At 50.6% G+C, this 24,003-nt stretch carries 20 protein-coding genes; 11 read left to right on the forward strand and 9 right to left on the reverse strand.

Annotation, left to right across the window (positions count from 1 at the left end; genetic code table 11):
* Nucleotides 1–143: 143 nt before the first annotated feature.
* Nucleotides 144–1,472: an omega-aminotransferase AptA gene (aptA, locus tag IE181_RS07180; protein ID WP_191251289.1), complete on the forward strand. Its 1,329-nt coding sequence runs from the start codon at nucleotides 144–146 to the stop codon at nucleotides 1,470–1,472.
* A gap of 206 nt (nucleotides 1,473–1,678) precedes the next feature.
* A complete protein-coding gene (locus IE181_RS07185; RefSeq protein ID WP_191251291.1) occupies nucleotides 1,679–3,202 on the forward strand; it encodes a hypothetical protein in 1,524 nt (507 codons plus the stop codon).
* A gap of 171 nt (nucleotides 3,203–3,373) precedes the next feature.
* Here IE181_RS07185 and IE181_RS07190 read toward each other — a convergent pair whose 3' ends face one another.
* Complete coding sequence (locus tag IE181_RS07190; protein ID WP_191251293.1) at nucleotides 3,374–4,975, reverse strand: N-acyl-D-amino-acid deacylase family protein; 1,602 nt, start codon at nucleotides 4,973–4,975, stop codon at nucleotides 3,374–3,376.
* A gap of 119 nt (nucleotides 4,976–5,094) precedes the next feature.
* On the opposite strand from IE181_RS07190, the gene IE181_RS07195 reads away from it, so the two are divergent.
* The 4 genes from IE181_RS07195 (at nucleotide 5,095) to IE181_RS07210 (ending at nucleotide 8,579) form a co-directional block, all read left to right on the forward strand.
* A complete protein-coding gene (locus tag IE181_RS07195) occupies nucleotides 5,095–6,270 on the forward strand; it encodes a CaiB/BaiF CoA transferase family protein (RefSeq protein WP_191251295.1) in 1,176 nt (391 codons plus the stop codon).
* A 153-nt stretch (nucleotides 6,271–6,423) separates the two neighbouring features.
* Nucleotides 6,424–7,611, forward strand: a complete 1,188-nt coding sequence (gene nhaA, locus IE181_RS07200) for a Na+/H+ antiporter NhaA (protein WP_191251298.1) — start codon at nucleotides 6,424–6,426, stop codon at nucleotides 7,609–7,611.
* A gap of 131 nt (nucleotides 7,612–7,742) precedes the next feature.
* On the forward strand, nucleotides 7,743–7,997 hold the full coding sequence (locus IE181_RS07205; RefSeq protein WP_191251300.1) for a metal-sensitive transcriptional regulator: 255 nt from the start codon (nucleotides 7,743–7,745) through the stop codon (nucleotides 7,995–7,997).
* A 42-nt stretch (nucleotides 7,998–8,039) separates the two neighbouring features.
* The gene (locus IE181_RS07210; protein ID WP_229819212.1) at nucleotides 8,040–8,579 is read left to right on the forward strand and encodes a rhodanese-like domain-containing protein; all 540 of its coding nucleotides are present in this window, start codon (nucleotides 8,040–8,042) and stop codon (nucleotides 8,577–8,579) included.
* A gap of 55 nt (nucleotides 8,580–8,634) precedes the next feature.
* Here the strand turns inward: IE181_RS07210 and glcF are convergent, their stop codons facing one another.
* The 3 genes from glcF to IE181_RS07225 are packed head-to-tail and all read right to left on the reverse strand — an operon-like array spanning nucleotide 8,635 to nucleotide 12,601.
* Nucleotides 8,635–9,930 carry a glycolate oxidase subunit GlcF gene (gene glcF, locus IE181_RS07215; protein ID WP_191251302.1) on the reverse strand — a complete coding sequence of 432 codons (1,296 nt, stop codon included), beginning with the start codon at nucleotides 9,928–9,930 and terminating at the stop codon, nucleotides 8,635–8,637.
* 1 nt (nucleotide 9,931) lies between these two features.
* Complete coding sequence (locus IE181_RS07220; protein ID WP_191251304.1) at nucleotides 9,932–11,104, reverse strand: FAD-binding protein; 1,173 nt, start codon at nucleotides 11,102–11,104, stop codon at nucleotides 9,932–9,934.
* Between the two features lie 15 nt (nucleotides 11,105–11,119).
* On the reverse strand, nucleotides 11,120–12,601 hold the full coding sequence (locus IE181_RS07225) for an FAD-linked oxidase C-terminal domain-containing protein (protein ID WP_191251614.1): 1,482 nt from the start codon (nucleotides 12,599–12,601) through the stop codon (nucleotides 11,120–11,122).
* 154 nt (nucleotides 12,602–12,755) lie between these two features.
* Here IE181_RS07225 and IE181_RS07230 point away from each other — a divergent pair, with 154 nt between their 5' ends.
* Genes IE181_RS07230 through IE181_RS07245 form a run of 4 tightly spaced genes read left to right on the forward strand, consistent with a single transcriptional unit; the run spans nucleotide 12,756 to nucleotide 16,653 of the window.
* Complete coding sequence (locus IE181_RS07230; RefSeq protein WP_191251306.1) at nucleotides 12,756–13,436, forward strand: nitroreductase; 681 nt, start codon at nucleotides 12,756–12,758, stop codon at nucleotides 13,434–13,436.
* Between the two features lie 21 nt (nucleotides 13,437–13,457).
* Complete coding sequence (locus IE181_RS07235) at nucleotides 13,458–14,618, forward strand: alpha-hydroxy acid oxidase (RefSeq protein WP_191251308.1); 1,161 nt, start codon at nucleotides 13,458–13,460, stop codon at nucleotides 14,616–14,618.
* A 4-nt stretch (nucleotides 14,619–14,622) separates the two neighbouring features.
* On the forward strand, nucleotides 14,623–14,877 hold the full coding sequence (locus IE181_RS07240) for a DUF4212 domain-containing protein (protein ID WP_191251310.1): 255 nt from the start codon (nucleotides 14,623–14,625) through the stop codon (nucleotides 14,875–14,877).
* Between the two features lie 3 nt (nucleotides 14,878–14,880).
* A complete protein-coding gene (locus IE181_RS07245) occupies nucleotides 14,881–16,653 on the forward strand; it encodes a sodium:solute symporter family protein (RefSeq protein WP_191251312.1) in 1,773 nt (590 codons plus the stop codon).
* Nucleotides 16,654–16,744: 91 nt separating this feature from the next.
* Here the strand turns inward: IE181_RS07245 and IE181_RS07250 are convergent, their stop codons facing one another.
* Together IE181_RS07250 and IE181_RS07255 are read right to left on the reverse strand one after the other, a co-directional pair.
* Entirely contained in the window at nucleotides 16,745–17,686 is a 942-nt protein-coding gene (locus IE181_RS07250) for a transporter (RefSeq protein ID WP_191251314.1), read from the reverse strand.
* Between the two features lie 73 nt (nucleotides 17,687–17,759).
* Complete coding sequence (locus tag IE181_RS07255) at nucleotides 17,760–18,158, reverse strand: hypothetical protein (RefSeq protein WP_191251316.1); 399 nt, start codon at nucleotides 18,156–18,158, stop codon at nucleotides 17,760–17,762.
* 109 nt (nucleotides 18,159–18,267) lie between these two features.
* Here IE181_RS07255 and IE181_RS07260 point away from each other — a divergent pair, with 109 nt between their 5' ends.
* On the forward strand, nucleotides 18,268–18,849 hold the full coding sequence (locus IE181_RS07260; protein ID WP_191251318.1) for a protein tyrosine phosphatase family protein: 582 nt from the start codon (nucleotides 18,268–18,270) through the stop codon (nucleotides 18,847–18,849).
* A gap of 83 nt (nucleotides 18,850–18,932) precedes the next feature.
* Here the strand turns inward: IE181_RS07260 and IE181_RS07265 are convergent, their stop codons facing one another.
* The 3 genes from IE181_RS07265 to IE181_RS07275 all read right to left on the reverse strand — a co-directional run bounded on the left by IE181_RS07265 (nucleotide 18,933) and on the right by IE181_RS07275 (nucleotide 23,913).
* Nucleotides 18,933–20,432 (reverse strand): DUF945 family protein, encoded by a 1,500-nt coding sequence (locus IE181_RS07265; RefSeq protein ID WP_191251320.1) that lies wholly within the window; start codon nucleotides 20,430–20,432, stop codon nucleotides 18,933–18,935.
* 108 nt (nucleotides 20,433–20,540) lie between these two features.
* A complete protein-coding gene (locus IE181_RS07270) occupies nucleotides 20,541–22,274 on the reverse strand; it encodes a thiamine pyrophosphate-binding protein (protein WP_191251322.1) in 1,734 nt (577 codons plus the stop codon).
* Nucleotides 22,275–22,287: 13 nt separating this feature from the next.
* Entirely contained in the window at nucleotides 22,288–23,913 is a 1,626-nt protein-coding gene (locus IE181_RS07275) for an FAD-binding dehydrogenase (RefSeq protein WP_191251324.1), read from the reverse strand.
* Nucleotides 23,914–24,003 lie beyond the last annotated feature (90 nt).

Here is a 24,003-nt window from a genome sequence, read left to right on the forward strand (position 1 = left end):
TTTAAAATATTAAACAGAATAAGAAAAAGAATATGCTTTTTCAATATGTTGTCGCCAAAGATAAAGCACTTGTAAAAAAGTCATTAAAAACAGATACTTGTGAAAGTGATAAAATTTAGGGACTTTATGTTTGAGGGTGTGAAATGACTGATATGTCAAAAATGAACAACAGATTGGATGCCTTTTGGATGCCGTTTACGCCGAATGCTGCGTTTAAGGCCAATCCGCGACTGATGCAATTTGCCAGTGGCTTTTATTATACGACAACAGAAGGGCGACAGATTCTGGATGGTTTTTCTGGTCTTTGGTGTTCTGGTATTGGGCATGGTCATCCAAAGATCACTGAGGCAATCCAGAAGCAGGCGGCTGAGATGGATTATAGCTCCCCGTTTAATTTTGGGCATCCCAAAGCCTTCGAGCTTGCTGAAGTAATCGCAAACCAGTTCCCCGGTGATCTGGATCATGTTTTCTTCACCAATTCCGGGTCTGAGTCTGTGGATACTGCCCTGAAAATGGCTATCGGGTATCACCGGATGCGGGGCGAAGGTTCAAGAACCCGGCTGATTGGTCGCGTGAACGGCTATCACGGCGTTGGATTTGGTGGAATATCTGTGGGCGGCATGGTGAATAACCGGAAGTTCTTTGGCAGTTTGCTTCCAGGAACAGACCATATGCCATTCCCGTATGACCCTACTGTCAGTGCCTTCACACGCGGTGAGCCAACAGAAGATCCAATGAAATATTTGGCTGAGCTGGAGACAATGATAACCCTGCACGATCCGAGTACCATTGCGGCTGTTATCGTGGAGCCAGTGGTTGGGTCAGCTGGAATGTTCGTGCCGCCTAAAGGCTATTTGAAGCGTCTTCGGGACATTACGAAAAAGCATGGTATTTTGTTGATTTGTGATGAAGTCATCACCGGGTTTGGACGTCTTGGAACCCCGAACGCTGCTACCTATTTTGGTGTTGAGCCTGATATCATTACTTTGGCCAAGGGTATTAACAATGCCGCAGTCCCGATGGGAGCGGTCGTTGCAGGTAAGCATGTTTACGATGCCTTTATCAATGGAACGCAGGCAGGCGTGGAGTTTTTCCACGGCTATACCTATTCCGCGCATCCTTTGGCTGTTGCATCTGGCCTTGCAGCACAAGCCGTCTATAAAGAAGAAGGTGTCTATGAAAATGTGCAGGCCAAAGCAGCATATTTTGAAGAGGCAGTACACAGCCTGAAGGGGGAGCCCTTCGTAGAGGATGTCAGAAACATCGGTTTCGCTGCTGGTTTGACGATTACGCAGGACGGGGACAAGATCGGTGCCCGTGCGGCGGCAGTCTTCCAGGCTACTTACGATAATGGGGTTATGGTTCGGGCAAACGGCAATACCATTGCTATCGCACCGATACTGACGTCCACAGAGGTTGAAATTGACCGCATTGTTGATGCTGTGAAGAAGGCGGTTAATACCGTTTCCTAGTGTTTCTGCTGCTAGGTAGTTGGTTGAGAGTATCAGCAGCAAAACTAAGACTTTTAAATATAGTGAAGCCGGTATCCTTCAGGATGCCGGTTTTTGTTTGTAAAGACGGGTAAAATAGAGAGAATTTTCTCTTCTCATTTGCCACTCGTTAACTAAAAATATGCTAATCCATCAGGACTGGGAACAAATTGGGGCATAGCGAGATCGTGACACAACCAGAATTCAGGCTATTTCTGACACCGACCAAGCTTATCGACAGGGTGGATGATTCATTCATCAAGATCATGCGCTGGTCGGAGATTGATTTATTTCGGCAGCCGATTGGCTTTTTGTTTCCTGCAGATGCCCACGGTCGTCTGGAAAAGCTGATGGATGCTGACATGTCCTTGTTCAAGGATATTGTTTTTCCCAATGTTCCTCTCAGGGTATCAACGGGGGGCTATATCAATTTTGATATGAAGGTTGTCGACCTGGAGGATGGTAAACGCCAACTGGACTTCTATAAGCCTGGCCGACTTGACGGGTCGGCGTCTGATAGTGCGGCTGGTCCGACCGACATGTATAGCTTTTTCAATTTTGTCGAAAAACTTCTGGCCAGTCCCTATGACGGCGATATGGGCGTTACGATGGTTGATGTCGGCGGCCTGCGCGATGACAGCATCCTGGACGAGGCGCAAAAAGCTGAAGTTAAGAAAGAGGTTGAGGCAACCTTAAAGCGTCAGGCGCTGGGTGGTCATGTTGGCATGCTGGATGATGCCAGTTATGGCCTGATCACAACCGGTGATTTTGATGAAGAGTCTTTCGAGAAAGAGCTGGCAACAGTTGCTACAAAGCTCAACATTAATCCCGCTGTTCTTGGGGCGCGGTCTGCCAACATTAAGGTTGATGACCGGGAAATCGACCCTAAGGAACTACGGCAGGCTCTTAATCATAGCAGAGGGGTTTTTCTGGGGGAGATCGAAAGCAAGGATGACCTGGAAAGTCTAACGGGTGTTCTTGATGGCATCAAACATAACAGGCGGTTGATTGAAGATGCACTGCGCGAATATAAATACCGCACCAGTCCACGCCTTGTGATGGATAATGTGGCGACCGTTTCGCTTGCTGTGCTGCAGCAGGGGAAAGTGAATTTGGAACGGCAACTACGTCTGCCGTCAGAAATTATCGTCATGGAGGATCATCCCGATCTGGCATATGCGCATGACATGGCGCAACTGGAAGAATTGATCCGAATGAAAATGCGCCGTGATGACCCATCAGAGCGCGAGAAGGTTGAGTTTTACGATCTGTGCCGGTCGACGCTTGCCTTGCCGGATTTTGAGACAAAGCTGCAGGGCATGATAACCCAAAATCGTGGGGAGGCCAGATTGATTGGGTTCCGCATTAAAGGCATGCCGCCAGTCAAGCGCGGCGGTATTCACTGGGATGTGGTCAAGCGATTGGCAAAGCAGGGACACCCTGTTTGGGTGGACCGGTTCGGGGACGCAGTTGTTGATCCTGGTGCGATGACATTCCTGCAGGGCGGTTTTGTTGAAATGCCCCATGATATGATGAAAAAGCTGGCCGGTCATTTCGACGGCAAGGAAATGATGGCGAAACTTGTTGAGACCTGGAAAGCCCTGAATGTGCAGGTTTTGTCGGCTGACCTCCCCAATTATGAAATGAAAACACTGGCGCAGCAGCTAGGGATTTCGGTATCTGTCGCCGATGATGTGTCTGTGGGCGGCTAGATAGTATTTACCCTTTACCGAAACGGCGTGCCTTCTTTAAAAGCGTCGCTTGCGTGGCAGGGGTGGTTACCAGGCGCGCTGGTTTGATCGTTTTCACTAGAAGGTGAAAAGAATTTTCCCGGTAAAAAAAGGGTGCCGAAGCACCCGATTTTGTCGTTGTCCTAGCAAGTATTATTCTGCGGCTGCATGGCGCAGGGCACGTCCGCTTGTCGCACCTGTATAGCCATTCTTATCAATGGCTATAACGCCGTTTACCAGCACATAATCGATACCCACTGCCAACTGGTGGCTGTCAGTAAAGGTTGCTTTGTCGGCTACTTTGTCTTTGTCAAAGATAACGAGATCAGCAAAATAGCCGGTTTTGATCAGACCGCGGTCAGTCAGCCCCATACGGCTTGCTGGCAGGCCGGTCATTTTCCGGATAGCATCAGACAGTGTTATTATATTGTCCTCGCGGACATAATGGCCAAGAACACGCGGGAACGTTCCATAGTTGCGTGGGTGTGGTGCACCTTCGCCCATGATTACACCGTGCCCGTCAGTCGCAACAGATGTCATTTCATACTGCATGATACGGCGAACATCATCCTCGTTCATAGCATGATAGATAGCGCTACCACCGCCGCGGCTTTCTAGCTCGATTGCCAGCTCAGCCGTGTTTTCGATTGACGTTTCAACACCGCGCTCTTCCAGAATTTGTTTGAAAGTCTTGCCGTTCAGGGAAGGGTCATCCTCAAAAACGGCAACCTGAATACGCGCAGGGTCTCCGCCGCCACGGTCCGTTTTAATCGCGTGGATAATACCATCTTTGATCTTCTGGCGTGTTTCAGGGTCGGCAAGGCGCTCTTTAAGTGCTTCTCTGCCGCCTGCAAGTGACCATGCTGGGAAGATCACGCCAAAGTTTGTGCTGGACGCCGTGTATGGATACTGGTCAAGGGTAACATCCATGCCAGAGGCGCGGGCTTCCTTGATTTTCGCAATAGATTCTTTGCTTTTGCCCCAACTGATCAAACCAACTGCCTTGTGGTGGGAAATATGAACAGGCAGGTCTGCCTGACGACCAATTTCCAGCGCTTCATCCATCGCAGGAAGCAGGCCAATACCCTCTTCGCGCATGTGGGATGCATAAAATCCGCCTGCTTGTGCAACAACCTCCGAAAGTGCAACGACCTCTTCCGTGTTTGCGTAAGTGCCCGGAACATATTTCAGTCCAGTGGACATGCCAAAAGCACCGTCCTGCATTGCCTTGCCGACCAAGGACCGCATTTCTTTAATCTCTTTATCGGATGCCAGTCTGTTTTCGCGGCCCATAACAGCTTTGCGAACAGTATTGTGTCCGATCAGGATGCCGACATTTGGGCCAGCGCCGTTTTGATCAATCGTTGCGAAAAATTCGTCGAGATCAAGCGGAGATCCCCCACAGTTGCCGCCAAGAATTGTTGTGATGCCCTGTTGAACCTTGTTGGAAACAGATGGGTGTTCCAAAACCTGACGGTCAGCATGGGAATGCAGGTCAATAAAACCCGGGGACACAATCTTTCCGCGTGCATCAATGTGATTGGCAGCGGAAGCATCGGATAAATCTCCAACGGCTACAATGAGATCGTCGCGGATGCCGATGTCCGCCTGAACAGCCTCACCACCCGTGCCGTCGAGTATTTGACCGCCACTAATGATAACGTCGAACCGCTGGTCATCAGCGTGTGCAGATACTGAAAATGCCGATAGAATGGCGAATGACATGGTAATAATTATGCTGGGTAGTAATCGCATGAAGTCCCCCCGAGATACTTAAAGACAAAAGATTGTTGTTTATAAACGGAAAATACTGTTTGCGTTTTTCAGCGGTTTGTCAATGATGAGGCACCTTTTAATCTGGAGACTGGAAGCAGATGCAACCGCTGGATGGGATCGTAGTCCTTGATTTATCACGTATTTTAGCGGGGCCTTGGTGTACGCAGATTCTTGCGGACCTTGGTGCCCGGGTCATTAAAATTGAACATCCGGCAAACGGTGATGATACCCGTCATTGGGGACCGCCCTGGTTGAAGGACAAGGCGGGCAATCCGACGAAGGATGCTGCCTACTATCTTTCCGCGAACCGCGGCAAGCAGTCCGTTGCTGTTGATATTGCAACGACCGAAGGGCAGGAGTTTATTCGAACACTTGCAAAATCTGCTGATGTAGTGGTGGAAAACTTTAAGGTCGGCGGGCTGGCTAAATATGGACTGGACTATGCGGGGCTGAAAGAAGTGAACCCCGCGCTTGTATATCTGTCTGTTACCGGATTTGGTCAGACGGGTCCCAGAGCTGCGGAAGCGGGCTATGACTATTTAATTCAGGCAATGTCTGGACTGATGAGTATTACGGGTGTGCCGGACGGTCAGCCCGGTGCAGGACCCATGCGGGTCGGTGTTGCCGTCAGCGATATTACAACAGGCCTGTATGGGGTGATCGGGGTTTTGGCCGCGCTTCGTCACCGGGATAATACGGGCGTTGGTCAGCATGTGGACCTGGCCCTCTTGGACACTCAGGTTTCCTGGTTGGCCAATCAGGCGCAGAACTATTTCAATACGGGTGTGTCGCCTGTCAGAACAGGCGCACAGCACCCAAACCTTGCTCCGTACCAGCCGTTTGAAACACAGGATGGTTTCGTTGTGATTGCCATTGGTAACGATATTCAGTTCAAACGGTTTACAGACTTTATCAACCGTCCTGATCTGGCGGCTGACGAACGGTTTGCAACCAATCCTCTCAGGGTAACAAATCAGGCCGAGCTTGCTTCTATTCTGACGGACATAACCAGACAGCGTACATCCGCCGAGTGGCTGGAAAGCCTGCCAAAGATTGCGGTGCCGTGTGGGCCCATCAATACGATTGAGCAAGCACTTGAAGACCCGCAGGTCAAGGCACGTGGTATGGTTATTGATATGGAGCACAGTACCGCGGGTTCTATTAAGGGGCTTGCGAATCCGCTCAAGTTTTCTGAAACTCCAATTGTGTACGGCAAGGCGCCTCCGACACTTGGAGAAGACACAGATACGCTCAAGAAAGAGTTTGGAAACTGATCTGCCTGACTGAGAAATGACGTTAACTGGATATTTATAGACGTCTGTCACTTTCAAAAAGCGACATAAGCCACCGAAAATCGGATACGTTAATATTGAAACGGGTCGATTTCAGCATATATCAGGGCTTAATTATTTATTAGGGAGTGTTTGGTGGCACAAAAAAGAGAATCTTTTATTCAATCCTTTCTTAGACAGGAGTCTGCAGCAGGGTTTCTGCTGATGGCTTCTGCTGTACTGGCAATCCTTGTCGCCAATACACCTTTGGTTGCACAGTATAATCTGTTGATGGCAACCCCCGTTGAAGTGCGTGTCGGTGCGCTAGAGGTAGCAAAACCACTTCTTCTGTGGGTCAATGATGGATTGATGGCGGTCTTTTTCCTCTTCGTTGGGCTTGAATTAAAGCGCGAGTTTATGGAAGGCGAACTGAAAGACCGGAAGAATATTATCTTGCCGGGATTGGGCGCAATCGGTGGTATGGTTGTGCCAGCGTTATTTTATGTATTTTTTAACAAGGATAATCCTTTTGCATTGCAGGGTTGGGCGATACCAGCTGCGACAGATATTGCGTTTGCCTTGGGGATTTTAGCGCTGTTGGGGTCCAAGGTGCCCACCAGCCTGAAGATATTTTTAACGTCTCTTGCTATCTTTGACGATGTTGGCGCGATTTTAATTATTGCCTTTTTCTATACCAGTAAAATCTCGTTCACGGCGCTCATGGTTGTGGCGGTTTCAGTTGTCTTGCTGTTCATTCTGAACCGACGCGGTGTGCTTGAACGCAGTCTGTATCTTCTGATTGGCCTTGTGATGTGGGTTGCCATGCTGAAATCTGGCGTCCATGCCACACTGGCGGGGGTATTGCTGGCATTCTTTATCCCGATGCGATCAAAGGAAGATCCGACACATTCACCGGTGCGGGAGCTTGAGCATGATCTGCATGCTGTTGTCGCTTATGCAATTCTGCCGATTTTCGCCTTTTGTAACGCGGGTATCGCACTATCTGGTGTTGGGGTTGAGCAATTATTGCATCCGGTGTCTCTGGGGATTGCCACAGGGCTTTTCTTTGGGAAGCAGATTGGCGTGTTCTTATTCTGCTGGGTAGGCATCAAATTTGGTTTAACCAGCCTGCCTGACCGAATGTCCTGGGGCAGTTTGTATGGGGTCGCGGCACTTTGCGGCATTGGTTTCACCATGAGCCTATTTATCGGGTCGCTGGCTTTCGAGGAAACAGGCGTTGATATGATCTTTGATGAACGGCTGGGTATTCTTGTTGGGTCTATTGCTTCTGGTATTGTTGGGTATTTGATCCTGAATAAAAGCCTTAAACCCAAAGAAGCATAAGGCTGCACAGCGTAGCTCTGGATACTTGCAATTTAACGTCGTCTCTGCGGAGGCGGCGTTTTTTGTTGTCCTTGACAAGAGCGAAAAAATACTATAGGGGGTATAGTATATAGAAGTTAGGAAAAGGTCAGATGATCAACGACAAAGACAGACAGGCTATGCTCAACAGGCTGTCCCGGATTGAGGGGCAGCTACGCGGAATTCAAAAGCTGATGGGGCAGGATGTTGCAGACTGTGAAAAGGTATTGCAGCAGATGGCCGCTTCACGAAAAGCGCTTGATAAGGCCGCACATGTGATGCTTGCTTGTGTGATTGATCATGCTGTATCGGGCGGTGATGCTGTTGGGTTTGACGATATTGGTGATCTGATCAGCAAATACGCCTGATGTCCTGATTTGTGACGTGTAATATGGAATGCAAGAGTAAGTATGATGACAAAATTTAAAACTATTGATACTGCGACCTTCAAAGACGTGCATGCCTCGGACGCACCGTTTGTGATCGATGTCCGTACAGCTGGTGAATATAAGGGTGTTCATGTGGACGGGGCACACCTGTTTCCTTTGCAGGATTTGAAGCCAGAGTCTGTTGAAAAGGCGCGTATCGCTGCGGGTAAAGAAGACGGCCCGGTATATGTTCTTTGTAAAGGCGGTCAGCGGGCAGAAATGGCTGCAAAACAGCTGTGTGATGATGTGAAATGCGATGTCATTGTGGTTGAAGGTGGCACAGACGCCTGTGTTACTGCCGGTATGCCGGTTAACCGCGGGCAGGGTGTTATGTCATTGGAACGTCAGGTGCGTATTGCCGCAGGGTTTCTAGTGCTTACAGGTGTTCTTCTTGGAACTTTCGTGGCGCCAGGCTTTTACGGCCTTTCCGGGTTTGTCGGTGCCGGCCTGATGTTTGCGGGTATTACCAACACATGCGCCATGGGAATGTTGATCGCCAAAATGCCCTGGAACAACGCGTAATCTATCTGGCGGGCAAGTACGTAGGTACTTGCTAGGTGCCACTTCTGAGTTGTCACTACGAAGGCCTTTCCTCCTCGCATGGCCTTTGTCCTCCGGCTGCCCAGTCCAGCAATTCAATTGTATGGACAACGGGGCAGCCTCTTTTTTTTGTAAGCTGTGTGATGCATCCCAAGTTGCCCGACGCGATAATATCCGGGCTGCAGGCATCCAGTGATTTTAGTTTTCTGTCTCGCAGGCTGTCAGAAATTTCAGGTTGAAGAAGGCTGAAGGACCCGGCAGATCCACAGCACAGACCTTGTTCAGCGGGTTCCGAGACAGAAAAACCGGCGGCCCGTAAAAGATTGGGTGCAGCATGGGGGATCTGCTGCGCATGGGTAAGCGAGCAGGGACTTTGATAGGCTATATGTAAGGTGCGCATGTCCCGTTTTACGGCGGCACGAACATCTTCTTCTGTGACAAATTCAGACACATCTTTTGCCAGGTTAGAGACTGCTTCTGCTTTGTCTTTGTAGATTGGATCATCAGCAAAATACTGGCCATAGTTTTTGACAGTACTGCCACATCCGGAAGTGGATAGGACAATTCCGGCGATATCGCCTTTCTCTATCTCTGCGTGATAGAGGTCGATCAGTGTCTTCATATGACGTTTTGCCCCATCCTCGCCCATATGATGCGACAGGGCACCGCAGCATCCGGCATTTTCCGGTTTGACTATACGGTAACCAAGCCGGGTCAGAAAACGTTCGGTTGCTTCGTTGATATGATTGCCAACCGCTTTCTGGGCACAGCCAGTCAGTAAAATGACCCGCCCGCGATCAGAAGTTCGTTCAGCCTGCATCAGGGGCTGGTGTTCCTTAACAGACTGCCTTTTATCCGGGATCGTCTGCAACAGGCGCCTCAGAAAGTGCGGGAAGACAGGCGCGACTGGCTTGAACAGACGGCCAATGAATACCGCAAGCGCCATTCGTTTTGGATACGGCAAAATTGCAAGCAGAGTTCTGCGTCTGAGCCGTTCCCCCGGTGAGCGTTTATAGGTTTTGCGGATATGGTCGTGGGCAATTGCCAGCAGGCGTTCGTAATCCAGACCGGACGGGCACCTGTCCTTGCATGCCATACAGCCCAAACATTTATCCAGATGGTCAACAACTTCCGGGCTTGGGGCTTTGCCGGATTCCAGCATCTGTTTGATCAGATAGATGCGGCCGCGGGGGCTGTCGAGTTCATTAAGCGTTGTTTGGTAACTGGGGCAAGTCGCGGTACAAAACCCGCACCGTACACACTTGCGCAAAATTGTGTTGGCATCCGATAGAATAGGATCTGCAAGCTGCGGGGCTGAGAAGTCTGTTTGCATATCAGAAATCTCCGTATAGTTTGCCGGGGTTCAGGATACCAGTGGGGTCAAAGCTTTCCTTCAGCCGTTTTGCCAATGCTTTGATACCTGCGGACGGCGGCAGGATGAAGGGTATTTCGTCCCTTGTCCGTCTGATGGCCATGGCGGTCCCCGATCTGGGCTGAGGACGCCAATTCTCGTCAGGGGCAAGTGCCCATATCAGTCCTCCGCCCCAGCAAATATAATAGTGCTGCAGAGATGATGTATTCAGAAAGTCAGTAACTTCGGACGGGGGTAGTGTAATCCGCCAAAGGGATTGTTGGGAGGCGGCTGGTAGCACGCTTGCGCTGGTGATCTGGTGCCATAGCGTTTCTTCTGTCTCTCCTGTCAGTACCTCACACGATTTTCCGATCAGCCTGATCAAGGCCTCTGTCCGGTCCTGTACAGACGCCTCAGTGCCCTCTAGCCGTATCAAGGCTACGTTACTATCCTCCAGCCCGGCTCGGGCGGCGCAGTCTGTTGGCAGATATGTCAGCCCGGTAGGTTCACAGTTGGACAGGCTGGCTTGATGCAGGGCGTCGATCCCGGCTTGTTGGTCAAGGCCTGCGAACATCAGGGTGCGGGATAAGGTCGGCTTCGGAAGTACTTTAATTGTTATGCGGGTCAGGGCGGCCAATGTGCCAAATGATCCTGTCATCAATTTGGGCAGATCATACCCGGTTACATTTTTCACAACACGACCGCCTGCCTTGAATGGCGCGGCGCGGCCTGTTACCCCCTCAACTCCAAGAATATAATCGCGCACACTGCCGGTGTGAGGCCGGCGCGCCCCGGCGATCCCGGTGGCAATCATACCCCCAAGGGTACCCGCAGCCTGTGTCCCTGATATGTCGGCTTCTAGGGTACGATCAGGATGGAAGGGCGTGAAGGGGAGATACTGGCCCTGTTCATGCAGGGCCGAATATATTTCGCTCATCGGGGTGCCTGCACCGGCGGTTAAAACCAACTCTTCTGGCTGATACAGCTCAATGCCGGAGAAATGAGACATGTCCAGTGTGTGGCTAGCGGGAACAGTATGCCCAAGCGAGGCACGGCTATTACCGCCAATAAGCGATACGGGTGTTTCCGATGATACCGCCCAGGCCAGACAGTCTTGCAGCTGAGACAGATTTGCTGGTTTCATGTATGACGACATGACAGTGCAGTCCTTTTAAAAACGCGGCAGGTCAGGAAACTTCACTGACCCTTTATGGACATGCATATGACCCAGTTCCGCGCATCGGTGCAAGGTGGGAAAGACCTTTCCCGGGTTCAGCCGGTGGTTCGGGTCAAAGGCACATTTGATACGCTGCTGCTGTTTCAGGTCTTCATCGGTGAACATGGTTTCCATCAAATCCCGTTTTTCAACACCGACGCCGTGTTCGCCCGTAAGAACGCCACCTACCTCAACACACAGCTTTAAGATATCGGCACCGAATGCCTCGGCTTTTGCCTGCTCTCCGGCGATGCTGGCATTATACATTATCAGGGGATGCAGGTTCCCGTCACCGGCGTGGAAGACATTAGCAACATCCAGACCGTATTTTTTCGACATCTCTTTCATGGCATTCAGCACATCAGGCAGAGTGTGGCGCGGGATTGTTCCGTCCATACACAGATAGTCCTGCGATAGTGACCCAACGGCAGGAAAAGCCGCCTTTCTGCCGCGCCAAATCGTTTCCCGTTCCTGATCATCACGGCTGATGCGTATATTTGTTGCATTATTGGTGTTGGCAATTGCCTCAACTGTCTGGATCAGGTCGTCGACCTCGGCGCGCCTGCCGTCCAATTCAACAATCAGCATCGCGCCAGCATCTTTTGGGTACCCAAGCTGGCAATAGTTATCAACGGCGGTCAGGGCAAAACTGTCCATCATTTCCATGCCAGCCGGGATGATCCCTGCACCTATGACGTCGCCGACAAATCGCCCACCGTCTTCAACGCAGCTAAAGGCGACAAGCATGGCTTTCGCCACTTCCGGTTTTTTCAGAATACGGACCGTGACTTCGGTAATAATGCCCAATAGTCCTTCTGACCCTGTTAGCAGTCCAAGAAAGTCATATCCGGTATCATCCATAAACTTACCGCCAAACTGCAGTATATCGCCGTCGATGGTGACCAGTTCAAGGCCAAGGATATTGTTGGTCGTCAGTCCGTATTTCAGGCAGTGTACGCCGCCAGAGTTCTCTGCAATATTACCGCCGATAGTGCAGGCGATCTGGCTGGACGGGTCTGGGGCATAATAGAAACCATTTCCTGCGACCACATCAGTTATTCGCTGGTTGGTGACACCGGGTTCCACGACGACGCATCTGTTTGCATAGTCGATATCCTTGACCTTGTTCAAGCGGGATAGCCCCAGCACAATACCGTCAGCGAGAGGAAGCGCGCCCCCAGACAGGGAGGTGCCTCCACCCCGCGGGACAATTTTGATATTGAGATCCCGGCAAATCTTCAGCGTAACCGCCACTTCTTCTGTTGATCCCGGCAGAACAACCAGCATGGGTTTCTGGTGATAGCCTGCGAGCGCATCACTATCAAATGCAGCAAGCGCATCCTGATCCAGTACTAGGCTTTCTGCGGGCAATGATTCCTGTAACCTTGCAATCAGCAGAGGATATTGATCCAGAACGTCTTTTTCGGGTTTGGGCATCAGCACGGCATTATTCTCCAGTTCATAAGGCACGCTAGCAGATTATTTTTCCCGGATACAGAGACAGGATAAAAAGGATTTTAAAAAAATATGGTAACGAACCGCAAAGGCGTCTTATAGTCCGGCCGTGGGTAAGAGGAATCAGGAGTATAGTATGACCGAAATGTCGGTTTCACAGGCGATGAAGGCGCGTTTTTCTGCACGTGCCTTTCTGGATAAGCCTGTGCCAGAAGATGTTCTGACAGATTTATTTGACCATGCTGCGCTTGCGGCATCGGGATGTAATTTCCAGCCGTGGAACGTGCATGTCTTTACCGGCCAGAAGAAATCGGAACTGGAAACAGCCGTCATGGCCAAGGCACCAGAAAGCCCCCTAGGAGAAGGGTCGGATATTAACATCTATCCGTCAAACATGTCCGGTGTGCTTCGGCAAAGGCGGATTGAGTGCGGGGAGCTTCTATACAGCACTCTCGGGATTGCACGAGAAGACAAAAACGCCCGCATGCAGCAGACAATGCAGAATTTCACTTTTTTCGGGGCGCCTGTCGGTATTTTGTTTACTGCGCGGAAAGGATTGGGGGAAATTCAGTATATTGATTATGGTATTTTTATTCAGTCAGTGATGTTGCTTGCGGTAGAGCGCGGGCTTGATACTTGCGCCCAGGCGTTCTGGGCCATGTGGCCTAATACGATACGGGATCATCTGGGGCTTGAAGATGATGAAGTGGTCGCCTGCGGTATGTCACTTGGATATGCTGACCCTGATCACATTGTGAATTCAGTAGATATGCCGCGTGTCAATATTTCAGAGTTTTTAACACGTCACGGAGACTAGGCCCGGGAAGGGGAGGGACAAATGAGAGTAGACGAGTGTTTTAACGTCAGGGACCTGCGTGAACTGGCCCGGCGTAAAGTGCCTGCACCTTTTTTTACATATCTGGATGGCGGATCTGATGACCAGTGGACATTGGCCCGCAACTCCAAGGCATTTGATGACTATCAGTTAATGCCAAATACGTTGGTGGATGTGTCGTCCATTGATTTATCGAATACGGTTTTGGGACAGAAAATGGAATTGCCCTTTTTCCTGGCACCGACCGGCATGTCCCGCTTATTCCATCACGACAGAGAGCTGGGTGCAGCACGGGCGGCAGAAAAATTCGGGACCATGTACAGTCTGTCGACTGTAGGTACAACCAGCATTGAAGAAATCGCAGAGACGGTTAGCACCCCCAAGATGTTCCAGATATATGTCTTTCGGGACCGCGCTTTCACCAAGGAATTCGTGGACCGCTGTAAAGCTGCGAACTATGAGGCGCTGTGTCTAACCGTTGATTTGCCGGTAGCGGGTAATCGGGAAGGAAACCTGCGCGCTGGACACACTATGCCGCCCAAGCCTTCGCTGGCGACATTTATGGGCTTTGCTACCAAGGTTGCCTGGGGCATGGGGCTTTTGAAGGATCGTCAGTTTACGTTTGCCAATGTGGCGCACATGGCAGACGAGGTAAAAAAACGCGGGATCGATCTTTTTCAGTTTATTGGGGAGCAATTTGACAGGTCGCTCGTTTGGGATGATCTTGCATGGCTCGCCGAACAGTGGGACGGTCCGTTGGTGATCAAAGGCATTCTAAGCCCGGATGATGCCAGGCGTGCGCTGGATGCAGGGGCTACTGCCGCAATGATATCCAATCATGGAGGCAGACAGCTGGACAGTGTGCCTGCGCCGATTGATTGCCTTAGACCGATGCGGGATGCCGTTGGTGACAAGATGGAATTGATTGTGGACGGCGGGATTGAACGCGGCACCCAGATTATAAAAGCCCTGGCGATGGGGGCCGATGCCTGTAGCATGGGGAAATCCTACCTGTATGGCCTGGGGGCAGGTGGCCAGGAAGGCGTGGAGCGTATGTTCACCCTTCTAAAGGCGGAACTGGAGCGCAACATGACGCTTTTAGGGGTAACCAAGATTGACGATCTGAACGAACGGCATATCGTTGAATTATGTAAACGGGGATAGGGACATGGGAACAGAAAATAAAGACGGATATTGGAAAGCGAATATATCGCTTTTGCTGAAATTATTAGTGATTTGGTTTGTTGTGTCCTTTGGGGCCGGGATTTTGTTTGTCGACTTTCTCAATCAGTTTGAGGTTCTGGGCGTTAAGCTTGGCTTCTGGTTCGCGCAGCAAGGTTCAATTTATGTGTTTGTTGGGTTGATCTTTTATTACACCCGCCGCATGCGCAAAATTGACGAAGAACACGGCGTGGAGGACTAGGCAATGGATGTTCAAACTCTGACATATCTGTTCGTTGGTGTTTCATTTGCACTATATATCGGGATTGCAATCTGGTCGAAGGTAGGGTCGACCCGAGAGTTCTATATCGCCGGCGGCGGGGTGCATCCTGTTGTCAACGGAATGGCGACGGCCGCTGACTGGATGTCAGCTGCATCCTTTATTTCAATGACGGGTCTTATTGCTTTTTTAGGCTACGACGGATCCGTATATTTGATGGGCTGGACCGGGGGGTATGTCCTTCTGGCATTGTTGCTGGCGCCTTATTTGCGAAAGTTTGGCAAGTTTACAGTCCCGGACTTTATTGGGGACCGCTATTATTCCAAGTCGGCGCGTCTGGTTGCCATTCTGTGCCTGATTATCATCAGCTTCACCTATGTTGCAGGTCAAATGCGCGGTGTCGGTATTGTTTTCTCCCGCTTTCTGGAAATTGAAATTGAAATGGGCGTTCTGACAGGGATGGCCATTGTTTTCATGTATGCGGTTCTGGGCGGAATGAAAGGGATCACCTATACACAGGTGGCACAGTACTGTGTCTTGATATTTGCCTATACGGTGCCTGCAATTTTCATATCCATGCTGGTAACAGGCAACCCTGTGCCCCAGCTTGGCTTGGGCAGTGAAGTGGCCGATACGGGCAAAACCGTTCTGGAGACACTGGATACGGTGCTGGTTGATCTTGGTTTCAACGCCTATACAGAAGGTACAAAGTCCACGATTGATATTTTCGCGATTACAGCGGCGTTGATGGTGGGAACTGCAGGATTGCCCCATGTTATTGTGCGTTTTTTCACAGTGCCCAAGGTATCAGATGCGCGGGTTTCTGCCGGTTGGGCGCTGGTGTTTATTGCACTGTTGTACACGACGGCACCTGCGGTTGGTGCCTTCGCCCGGATTAATTTTATCAACGAGGTTAATGAGACATCATACGCTGAAACGCCAGCGTGGTTCAAAAACTGGGAAAATCTGGGTTTGATCGGCTGGGCCGATAAAAACGGGGACGGCAAGGTTCAGTACAGAGCAGGTGCACCGTTTGAAGGCACCCCCAGTTTTGAAGAAGACAAGCGCGGTCCGCACGGGGAGCGTGTTGTTGTCAACACGGCAACCCCGTCCGCTAATGAAGTCTATGTTGACCGGGATATTATGGTGTTGGCAAACCCTGAAATTGCAAAGCTGCCCGACTGGGTTTTTGCACTGGTTGCAGCTGGATCACTTGCTGCCGCACTCTCGACTGCGGCCGGCTTGTTGTTGGTGATTTCATCCAGTGTGTCGCATGATCTTTTTAAAATGACGCTGATGCCGGAAATAACGGATAAACAGGAGTTGCTGTATGCGCGTCTGGCTGCGGCCATTGCGATTGGCGTTGCCGGATATTTGGGAATTAATCCGCCTGGCTTTGTGGCAGAGGTTGTGGCACTTGCATTTGGTTTGGCGGCGGCAAGTCTGTTCCCGGCAATTCTGATGGGTATATTCTCTCGCAAGATGAACCGGGAAGGCGCAATCGCAGGAATGATCAGCGGGCTGTTCTTTACTGTTGGATATATTACCTACTTTAAGTTCATGAACCCTGACCTGAACACTGCAGCAAACTGGTTCTTTGGTATTTCACCAGAGGGCATTGGTACGCTGGGCATGGTTGTGAACTTTATAGTGGCATATGGTGTGATGAAACTGACCAAGTCCCCACCGCAGGAGGTTGGAGAGCTGATCGAAAGTATTCGTATTCCGTCAGGTGCAGGGGCCGGGCACCACCACTAAGAGTGTGTGGCGCTGCTGTCCAGAAGGGGGCGGCGCTTATCATCGTAAAGATGTGCATGGGGGCGTTTGCCCCCATACTGTATATTGGATATTAGAAGGCAAGCTGCCAGCCAACTATCAGACGATAATCCGTGCCGAGATTATTGTCAGCGCGGTTTTCATCAAGTGGCGCACCAACTTCAACAGCGAAACGGTTTCCCGCCAGACTGCCGTCCCGGATAACATAATTGACACCGCCATATGCCATCCAGCGTTTGCGGGTGCCGTAATCATGCAATTTGCCTTTGGCGTCTTCCATCTCGTCATATGATGTGCGGGCAGAAATGCTGAAAGATGGGGACAGCGTTTTGGACACCCATGCGGTTGTCATCCAGCTATCACCAGACCGCTGGTTATAGGAATTGTCATCCAGCCAGATAACGGCAGACAGCTGACCACCGAACGACCAACCATCCTGAAAGTTGGAATATGTCAGGGCTGGCTTAAAGCCGTAGGATCCGGTGCCAGACTGCATATTCTGGCCAAGGCGCATGCCTGCATCACTTAGGTCATTGTCATCACCTGTTGGCAGGGATAAACCTGCTTTGGCAACAAGACGACTACTGCCAGTATCAAAGACAGGGAAAAGCGCATTAACATTCAGGTCGGTAATGCCAGAGGCGTTCATTTCCATTGGCATAGGAGTCATCCCCATGTCCCCCATGGGCATCATGTTAGATGTCATTTCCTGATCGCTGAAACCAAGACTGGCTGCGAAAGTAACCCAGTCTACAGGGGCATACATAACGCCAGCCATAATCATGGATTTTGACATTTCCTGCGGTCCGATAGCGGAGGTCGGATCGTCCATTTGCATTGTCATATACCGCGCTGATGCCATCCATTCGCCAGCTTTGTGGTAATGGTCAGCCATTACCCCGATAGGGGCATGGTCGTCAACGCGGGCCTGATAGCCATCATGCGCCATAAGTGCAGTTGTGGACATAAGTACAGATGCAGCCGCAGTGGCCACACGAAAAGATTTTGAAAACATTTCTAGTTCCCTGAATAAAAAATATTGGTCGGCCAAACAGGTCAGCCATTTAAGTTTTTAAGTTTGGATGAAACTAGAAAGCCGTAGGAGGGGCGCGCACAGCATCAGAGCGTGTGTCGGGTACTGTTGGAGCTGCTTCTGTATGCCGGGCTAGGGGATCGGCAACACTATGAAGATCGGGACAGTCTGATAATAGGGGATCAGCGGGCGTGTCCGCAGATTCTCCATAGGTACAGGACATGCAGTCCATTGCACCATTTGGTGTATCTTCCCCAAGTGCAGCACCGCAGATAAAGGCAATGCTGAGGGGGCGGCCTGATGCATCTGTTGCAAAAGGGTCATTTGCTGCATTTGCAGCAGAGACATGAACAAGTTGCTGGAAAAATAACAGAAACGCCAGAGCCGCTACCGACAATGATTTGTCGATACGCTCAAGTAGTAGTTGCTGTTTTTTCCCGATATACTTGCTCATACGCGCCAGATATAGCAGTGTTGTTGGGAAGTCAATGCGCTATTCTGTCGCCGCCTGACGGGGAAGGGGCTGCATTGAAATATTGGAGTAGAGCCAGAGGGGAAGTACCATGAAACAGCTTGCGATTATGATTTTCAGTTTGTTCATTAGCGGTGCCGTATATGCTGAGGAGGCAAGCCAAACGGATCAAACTGCTATGGGTGCAGCGATAAAGCTGGCGGAACCAGTTGACCGACCCGGTTTCAGTGTTGCTGTGGTTGATGTCGGGGCCGGTTATATCAGTGGACAGCCATCAGAGGACGCGCTGCGCGGTATGGCAGAAGCCGGTGTGACAACCGTTATCAATCTAAGAACCAAGGACGAGATGAAAGCCCTAGGGTACGACGAAGGCACACTGGTGCAGGAACTGGGAATGAACTATGTGCATATCCCGCTGGGTGGGGATGCACACCCATACAGCCCTGCTGCGCTGGATGCGATGCTGGATGCGATGAAAAAAGTTGAGGGTAAAGTCCTTTTGCACTGTGCATCGGGTCGCCGTGCCAGCCATATGTGGGGCGCTTATCTTGTAAAAGGACAAGGCTTTTCCAGAGAAGAGGCAGAGAAACACGCCCGTGCCGTGGGTCGCGGCGAGCCAGCTTTGGATAAATTGCTGGACACGAAACCAGCTGCGACAGAAAAAAATCAGTAACGTCTGGACGGTGGCGCCAGCGTGGGAAAGAGATCAGGCGGTCAAGGGACCGCCTTTTTAGGTAGAACAGATGAATCTGGTGTCTATCTGCTATCCTGCTCTGATTGAGTGTCGCCGGGTTGCTCCGCTGCCAAAGTGCCTGCTAGCGATGAAAAATCCATAAAGGGTGTGGGATTTGTGCCCAGATATAGCTTTCCGTCTTGAAGGGTGTGATTAAGCACATAGTGACTGTTTTCTGCCTTTAGGACTTGCTGACTGACATAATTGTCCAGAACCTGCTGCGCACCCGCGAAAACCTGTTCCCGCATGTCTTCTGGCATTGTCTGTGGATGGGTTCCTGTCATAGACCATGCTAGCAGATTAATGGCCAGACTGTCATCTGCGGTCAACATGCCCTGACCGGTCAGGGCATTTAGAAGTGCCACCATCATTTGACCATATGTGCCAGCACCCCTGTAGGGCTGCAACGTGAATTGACTGGACGATTGAAGCGTGCCGAAATTCGTTATCACAGTTGAATCATCCACTGATAGTGTTGGCGAATATTCAGACAGCTTAGCAAGTAGAGTAAGTTGCTCCATTTCAGCATCTTTAACCTCAGCAGGTGACGCACCGGTTAAAGCCATCAACCGGATACGCCAGTCAAGCCGTGTGTAAGCATTTATAAGCGCGGGGTCTATATTGGTGGCCTTTCCAGAGACAGCAGTTTTTTCAATGATAAACGGTGCAGTTTCTGTGCCTGTGCTGAGCTTCTGAAGCTCCAGTCTGACGGACTGTTCAAGAAGCCCACTTTCACCGACAATAGTGTTATTGTTGACGGTAAGCGCATCAAGGGAAATGGTCGAACCGCCCTTTGACGTTAGCATCAGGCCACTGAAGTCCAGATGGGTTTCACCAATGCTAATTATTGTGTTGGGCAGTAATTGTCCTGTCGCGCTGAAAGTCAGTGGTTTCATATCAATCACTGTGGCGTCCTGCTCACTGCTGTTATTCAGAGACGAATTTACGCCGTGTATTGCGAAGCTGGAATCGTAGGACCGGTCGGCTACAGCATACTCCATAGTTAGTTCAGCACCGAGAAAGTCAAATGCACTATCATTTTTGGACGATGCTAGTGAAAATGCAGGGATCTCGGCAGAGACATGTATATCGCCGGAAAAGCTGATCACGGTTGTCATTTCCGCGAATGTTGGTGTTAACAGTGTTACAGCAGTATTTTCACCCAGTATAGCTTCGAGTGACATTTCACTGCGACTTCGGGCAAGTTTGAAGCCGTCCGTAAGGAAGAAGGGGCCGTGTTCTACATTATAGTTTAAGTTCAGGGTGCTATCGTCAGAAAGCGTTGGGTCGCCACGGCGTAGGTGATGTGGAAGACTGATAGTCAGTGTCACATCTGTCGAAAACCACCCACGATCCAGCGACATGCCAGACAGCAGTGTTTCGTGTAGCTCTGGCATGGTTGTCTGGCTTAGTTCCCACTGCTGGTGCAGTGTATCTTCTACCTTGCTGCCCAAAAGACCAGGCGTGACAAGCAGTACACCAATGCTGATTGCGGCGAACGCAAAGACACCTTTATTAACCACGTATAAATCCCCCAATTAACGTGCAGTCATGGTGTAACAAAACCATGGATAGTATTTAATGTCAAATTAGGAGTGTTGAACGGCGCTGAAAATGTTACGGGAGCGACATTATCCCGTGATTTTTCTTTTCAGAGCCCGGCCAACAAATCGTAGTTTGGTGCCAAGATCAAATCTGTTCAGGTTGGATTTGACGACACCTTCGGTGAATCTGGTTCGTTTGGAGTAGTCAATATTTACAGCAACAATAACGGGCCGGTCAGTGCTTGCAATATCAAGGGCCTGTTTGATGCCAGTGTCCAGATCATTATTCGTATTGATCCCAACAAAAGCAGCACCAACCGCATCAGCAAATGCTTCATGCTTCAACGGGGGTAGAACCGTACAGGTTTTGCGGTTGTAGGGGATTTCCTGACCTTGCGCGATTTGGCTTAGCTCACCGTCGGCAAAGATAAAATAAACAACGCCCAATCCTTCGGCGCGTGCGGTCAGGGCTTCCATGGCAGTCATGGTGAAAGCACCGTCACCAATAATGCCGATAACCTCCCTGTCGCGGTTCGCGAGTTTAGCTGCATTGACCGCAGGTAAGCAGTAGCCCATGCAATTGAAGTCCGTAGGGGAGATAAAGTCCCGTCCTGCCCGGATCGGCATCAACTCAGCGGTCAGGAATGTATGATTGCCGTCGTCGGTCGCGACAATGGCAGTTTCCGATAAATGGGCATCGAGGGAAGCAAAGAACAGACCTGGATTGACTTTATCACCGCTGTCGTGGGCTGCCCATTCGGCTTTATAGGCTGCTTTTTTTTCTGCGATCAATGCGGCTGGACTTGCTGCACGCGGCGCGTCCATAATGCGGTCCAGTGCATCCGCCAGCATGGGTAGTGCTTCGGCTGCATCTGCTTCGATGCCAACCTTTGCCGGGTAATTCGCGCCGATTGTGTCCGGATTAATATCCAGATGCACCAGATTTTCCGGGACTTGCAGGTCAAAACTGCCTGATGCAATCTCGCCAAACCGGACACCAACAGCCAGCATGGCATCAATACCCGTGAACGCAGCTTCCGAAGCCGGAACAGACGCCTTACCAAAAGACATACCCGTATGCAGTGGGTGGTCAGCTTTAAAAACACCAAGGCCCTGCAGGCTTGTTGATACAGGCGCATTCAGTTTTTCAGCTATGCGAATGGCGGCGTCCATGGCGCGCTTGTTGCCCCAGCCAAGAAAGATACCAGGCTTGTTTGCTGCGGCCAGTAGTTGTGCAGCAGCTTCAATGTCTGCGGGGTCAGGCTTTTTGCCAAGCCGTTCAGGTGGAGTATAGTCTAGAACCGTGCCCGCATCGCCTTTGTATAATTGCAAGTTTACAGGAACCTCAACATAGACGGGGCCGGGCTCACCGGTTGTGGCAATATCATATGCTTTATATAAGGTGGGTACGATATCCTCATGTGTTTCTACTTTAAATGTGGCTTTGGTCAGGGGCGCCATTAATGCTTGTTGATCCATCTCATGCAGTTGAAACTTAGCCTCTGTGTCGGTGCGAGTGCTGCCTGACAGAACAAGCATGGGAATACCGTCAAGATAGGCTTCACCGATGCCACTCATAGCGTGTGTTAAGCCAGCCGCAGGTACGACAACCAGAACACCAATGCTGTCCGATGTCCGGCTGATTGCATCTGCCATAAAGGCGCCGCCTGCTTCGTGGGATACCAGAACCGGTTTAATCTGGTTGGATTTATTCAGTTCGTCATACATTTCAGTTGTATGGACGCCAGGAATGCCAAATGTGTAGCGTACACCCAATTGTTCAAGGGCGTGACGCACTAACCATGCTCCGGATTTTTTCATGTCTGGTTTCCTTTTATGTGTCTGTTCTTTGTTCCAGTAATGTTTCTGCCAGTCGGCGTGCTGTATGAATACAGCCGGACAGGAACGTGCCTTCCAGTGACCGTTTGCCAGAAGCCCCGCCCCCGCCAAAGCCAGTTGCTTCCCCCGCAGCGAATAGTCCGGGGATCACGGTGCCTTCTGTGTTTAATACTTGACCGTGCAGGTTTGTTTGAATGCCGCCCAAAGACTTTCTGCTGATCAAGTGGGTTTTTATCGCAATCAATGGCAGGGCTTTATTGTCCAGAATTGGCTGATATTTACAGGTGCGGATCTTGTCGCCGGTCCACTGGCGCAAATGCTGCAACCGTCTTACTTGATCGTCATTCCACTGTTTGGGGGCGCGTTTAACCTGACTGTCGTACGTCTCCACCGTGTCGCGTAGAGTATGCGCCTTAATATAAGGGCTGTCAGTTCTGCCATTCATTTTTTGCACAAGTTCGTCAAGGGAACCAGCAGCAATAAAGTCGTCACTTTCAGACAACATTGTATCAATTAACCACGGGTCACCACGCAACATGCCGATGATAAACCTGATGGCCTGTCGGTCACGAATGTAGGGGTTGTGATCTGCGCCTGATATGGCCAGTTCCCGACGGGCTATCCTGTAATTCAGTATATGCCATGACCATGGTTTTTCCTGCTGTGCTACTTGCTGGCAAAGAAAGTTGGTATCAAATCCGGTGACAAGCGGCATAGGTCCGATCCGTTTGCCCAAATGGTCACACCACAGACTGGACCGTGTTGGAATCAGGCTCAGGCCGTGGCCATCAAAGCTGGGTTGGGGGTGGGGAACCCCGGCAGCATAATTCCACATTTTGTCCAGATGTGTTACCGCGCCGCCAATTTGACTGGTCGCTTCATGCAGTGCCCCGTCATTATAGGGGTGATTTCCGTTCAGGATATTACCGGGCGCAGCGCCCCAATTTTTCGGCCAATGTTTTTTGACCAGTGGGATATTGCCGCCAATCCCGCCTGTTGTGACAATGACAGTTTCTGCACAGTAGCTTTTTGTATCACCAGCACTGTTGGTTGCCTGCACGCCAGTCACGCTGCCGCCTGTTGTCTCCAGTGCTTTGACAGTTGTTTCAAACTGGATGGTCAATTTTGAGCTGGACCGCGCTGCTGCCTGCTCCAGGTGCGATATTAAAGTATCGGTTAACCGTTTGGCCGTACCCCACAGAACATGATAGCGCGGCACACTGTTTCCAGGTGCATAAAGACCGCGTTCCACCCACTGGACCGCCGGGATGAAGCGAAGCCCCCGCCTGATAATCCAGTCATAGACAAGCGACCTGTTATTTTCTGCATAATCCTGCGCCCACCGTTCGGGCCAATAGTCTTCTGGTTCGAACTCTGCAAAGCTTCGCCAGTCTTTCAGCATCAGATCCGGGCTATCTTTAATCCCCAGTCGTTTTTGTTGAGGCGTTGCACACAGCGACATGCCACCAAATGCCCAGCGTGCGAGTCCACCGAACTCGTCAGCGCGGCACCTGTCCAGAAGCGTAATGTGACGTTTGTCACCTGCTTCCAATAGTTCAAGCGCAACAGTAATTCCAGCGATACCGCCACCAACAATGATGATATCTGACGTCTCTGTCATGTATGTGATTGTGCCTCCCAACACGTCCAGAGTTGTTCATACAACGGAATGGAGAATGGCGCAAAGAAAATACGGAACTGGTCAGTATGA

The organism is Kordiimonas sediminis, assembly GCF_014656395.1.
GTDB lineage: Bacteria > Pseudomonadota > Alphaproteobacteria > Sphingomonadales > Kordiimonadaceae > Kordiimonas_A > Kordiimonas_A sediminis.

Coding starts and splice junctions, on each gene's coding strand:
- IE181_RS07220 (WP_191251304.1), bottom strand. CDS start 11,104: ATGTCGTCATACATGAAACCAGCAAATCTGTCTCAGCTGCAAGACTGT.
- glcF (WP_191251302.1), bottom strand. CDS start 9,930: ATGCAAACAGACTTCTCAGCCCCGCAGCTTGCAGATCCTATTCTATCG.
- IE181_RS07240 (WP_191251310.1), top strand. CDS start 14,623: ATGGGAACAGAAAATAAAGACGGATATTGGAAAGCGAATATATCGCTT.
- IE181_RS07275 (WP_191251324.1), bottom strand. CDS start 23,913: ATGACAGAGACGTCAGATATCATCATTGTTGGTGGCGGTATCGCTGGA.
- aptA (WP_191251289.1), top strand. CDS start 144: ATGACTGATATGTCAAAAATGAACAACAGATTGGATGCCTTTTGGATG.
- IE181_RS07195 (WP_191251295.1), top strand. CDS start 5,095: ATGCAACCGCTGGATGGGATCGTAGTCCTTGATTTATCACGTATTTTA.
- IE181_RS07210 (WP_229819212.1), top strand. CDS start 8,040: ATGATGACAAAATTTAAAACTATTGATACTGCGACCTTCAAAGACGTG.
- IE181_RS07260 (WP_191251318.1), top strand. CDS start 18,268: ATGAAACAGCTTGCGATTATGATTTTCAGTTTGTTCATTAGCGGTGCC.
- IE181_RS07230 (WP_191251306.1), top strand. CDS start 12,756: ATGACCGAAATGTCGGTTTCACAGGCGATGAAGGCGCGTTTTTCTGCA.
- IE181_RS07270 (WP_191251322.1), bottom strand. CDS start 22,274: ATGAAAAAATCCGGAGCATGGTTAGTGCGTCACGCCCTTGAACAATTG.
- IE181_RS07225 (WP_191251614.1), bottom strand. CDS start 12,601: ATGCCCAAACCCGAAAAAGACGTTCTGGATCAATATCCTCTGCTGATT.
- IE181_RS07255 (WP_191251316.1), bottom strand. CDS start 18,158: ATGAGCAAGTATATCGGGAAAAAACAGCAACTACTACTTGAGCGTATC.
- IE181_RS07245 (WP_191251312.1), top strand. CDS start 14,881: ATGGATGTTCAAACTCTGACATATCTGTTCGTTGGTGTTTCATTTGCA.
- IE181_RS07235 (WP_191251308.1), top strand. CDS start 13,458: ATGAGAGTAGACGAGTGTTTTAACGTCAGGGACCTGCGTGAACTGGCC.
- IE181_RS07250 (WP_191251314.1), bottom strand. CDS start 17,686: ATGTTTTCAAAATCTTTTCGTGTGGCCACTGCGGCTGCATCTGTACTT.
- IE181_RS07205 (WP_191251300.1), top strand. CDS start 7,743: ATGATCAACGACAAAGACAGACAGGCTATGCTCAACAGGCTGTCCCGG.
- IE181_RS07190 (WP_191251293.1), bottom strand. CDS start 4,975: ATGCGATTACTACCCAGCATAATTATTACCATGTCATTCGCCATTCTA.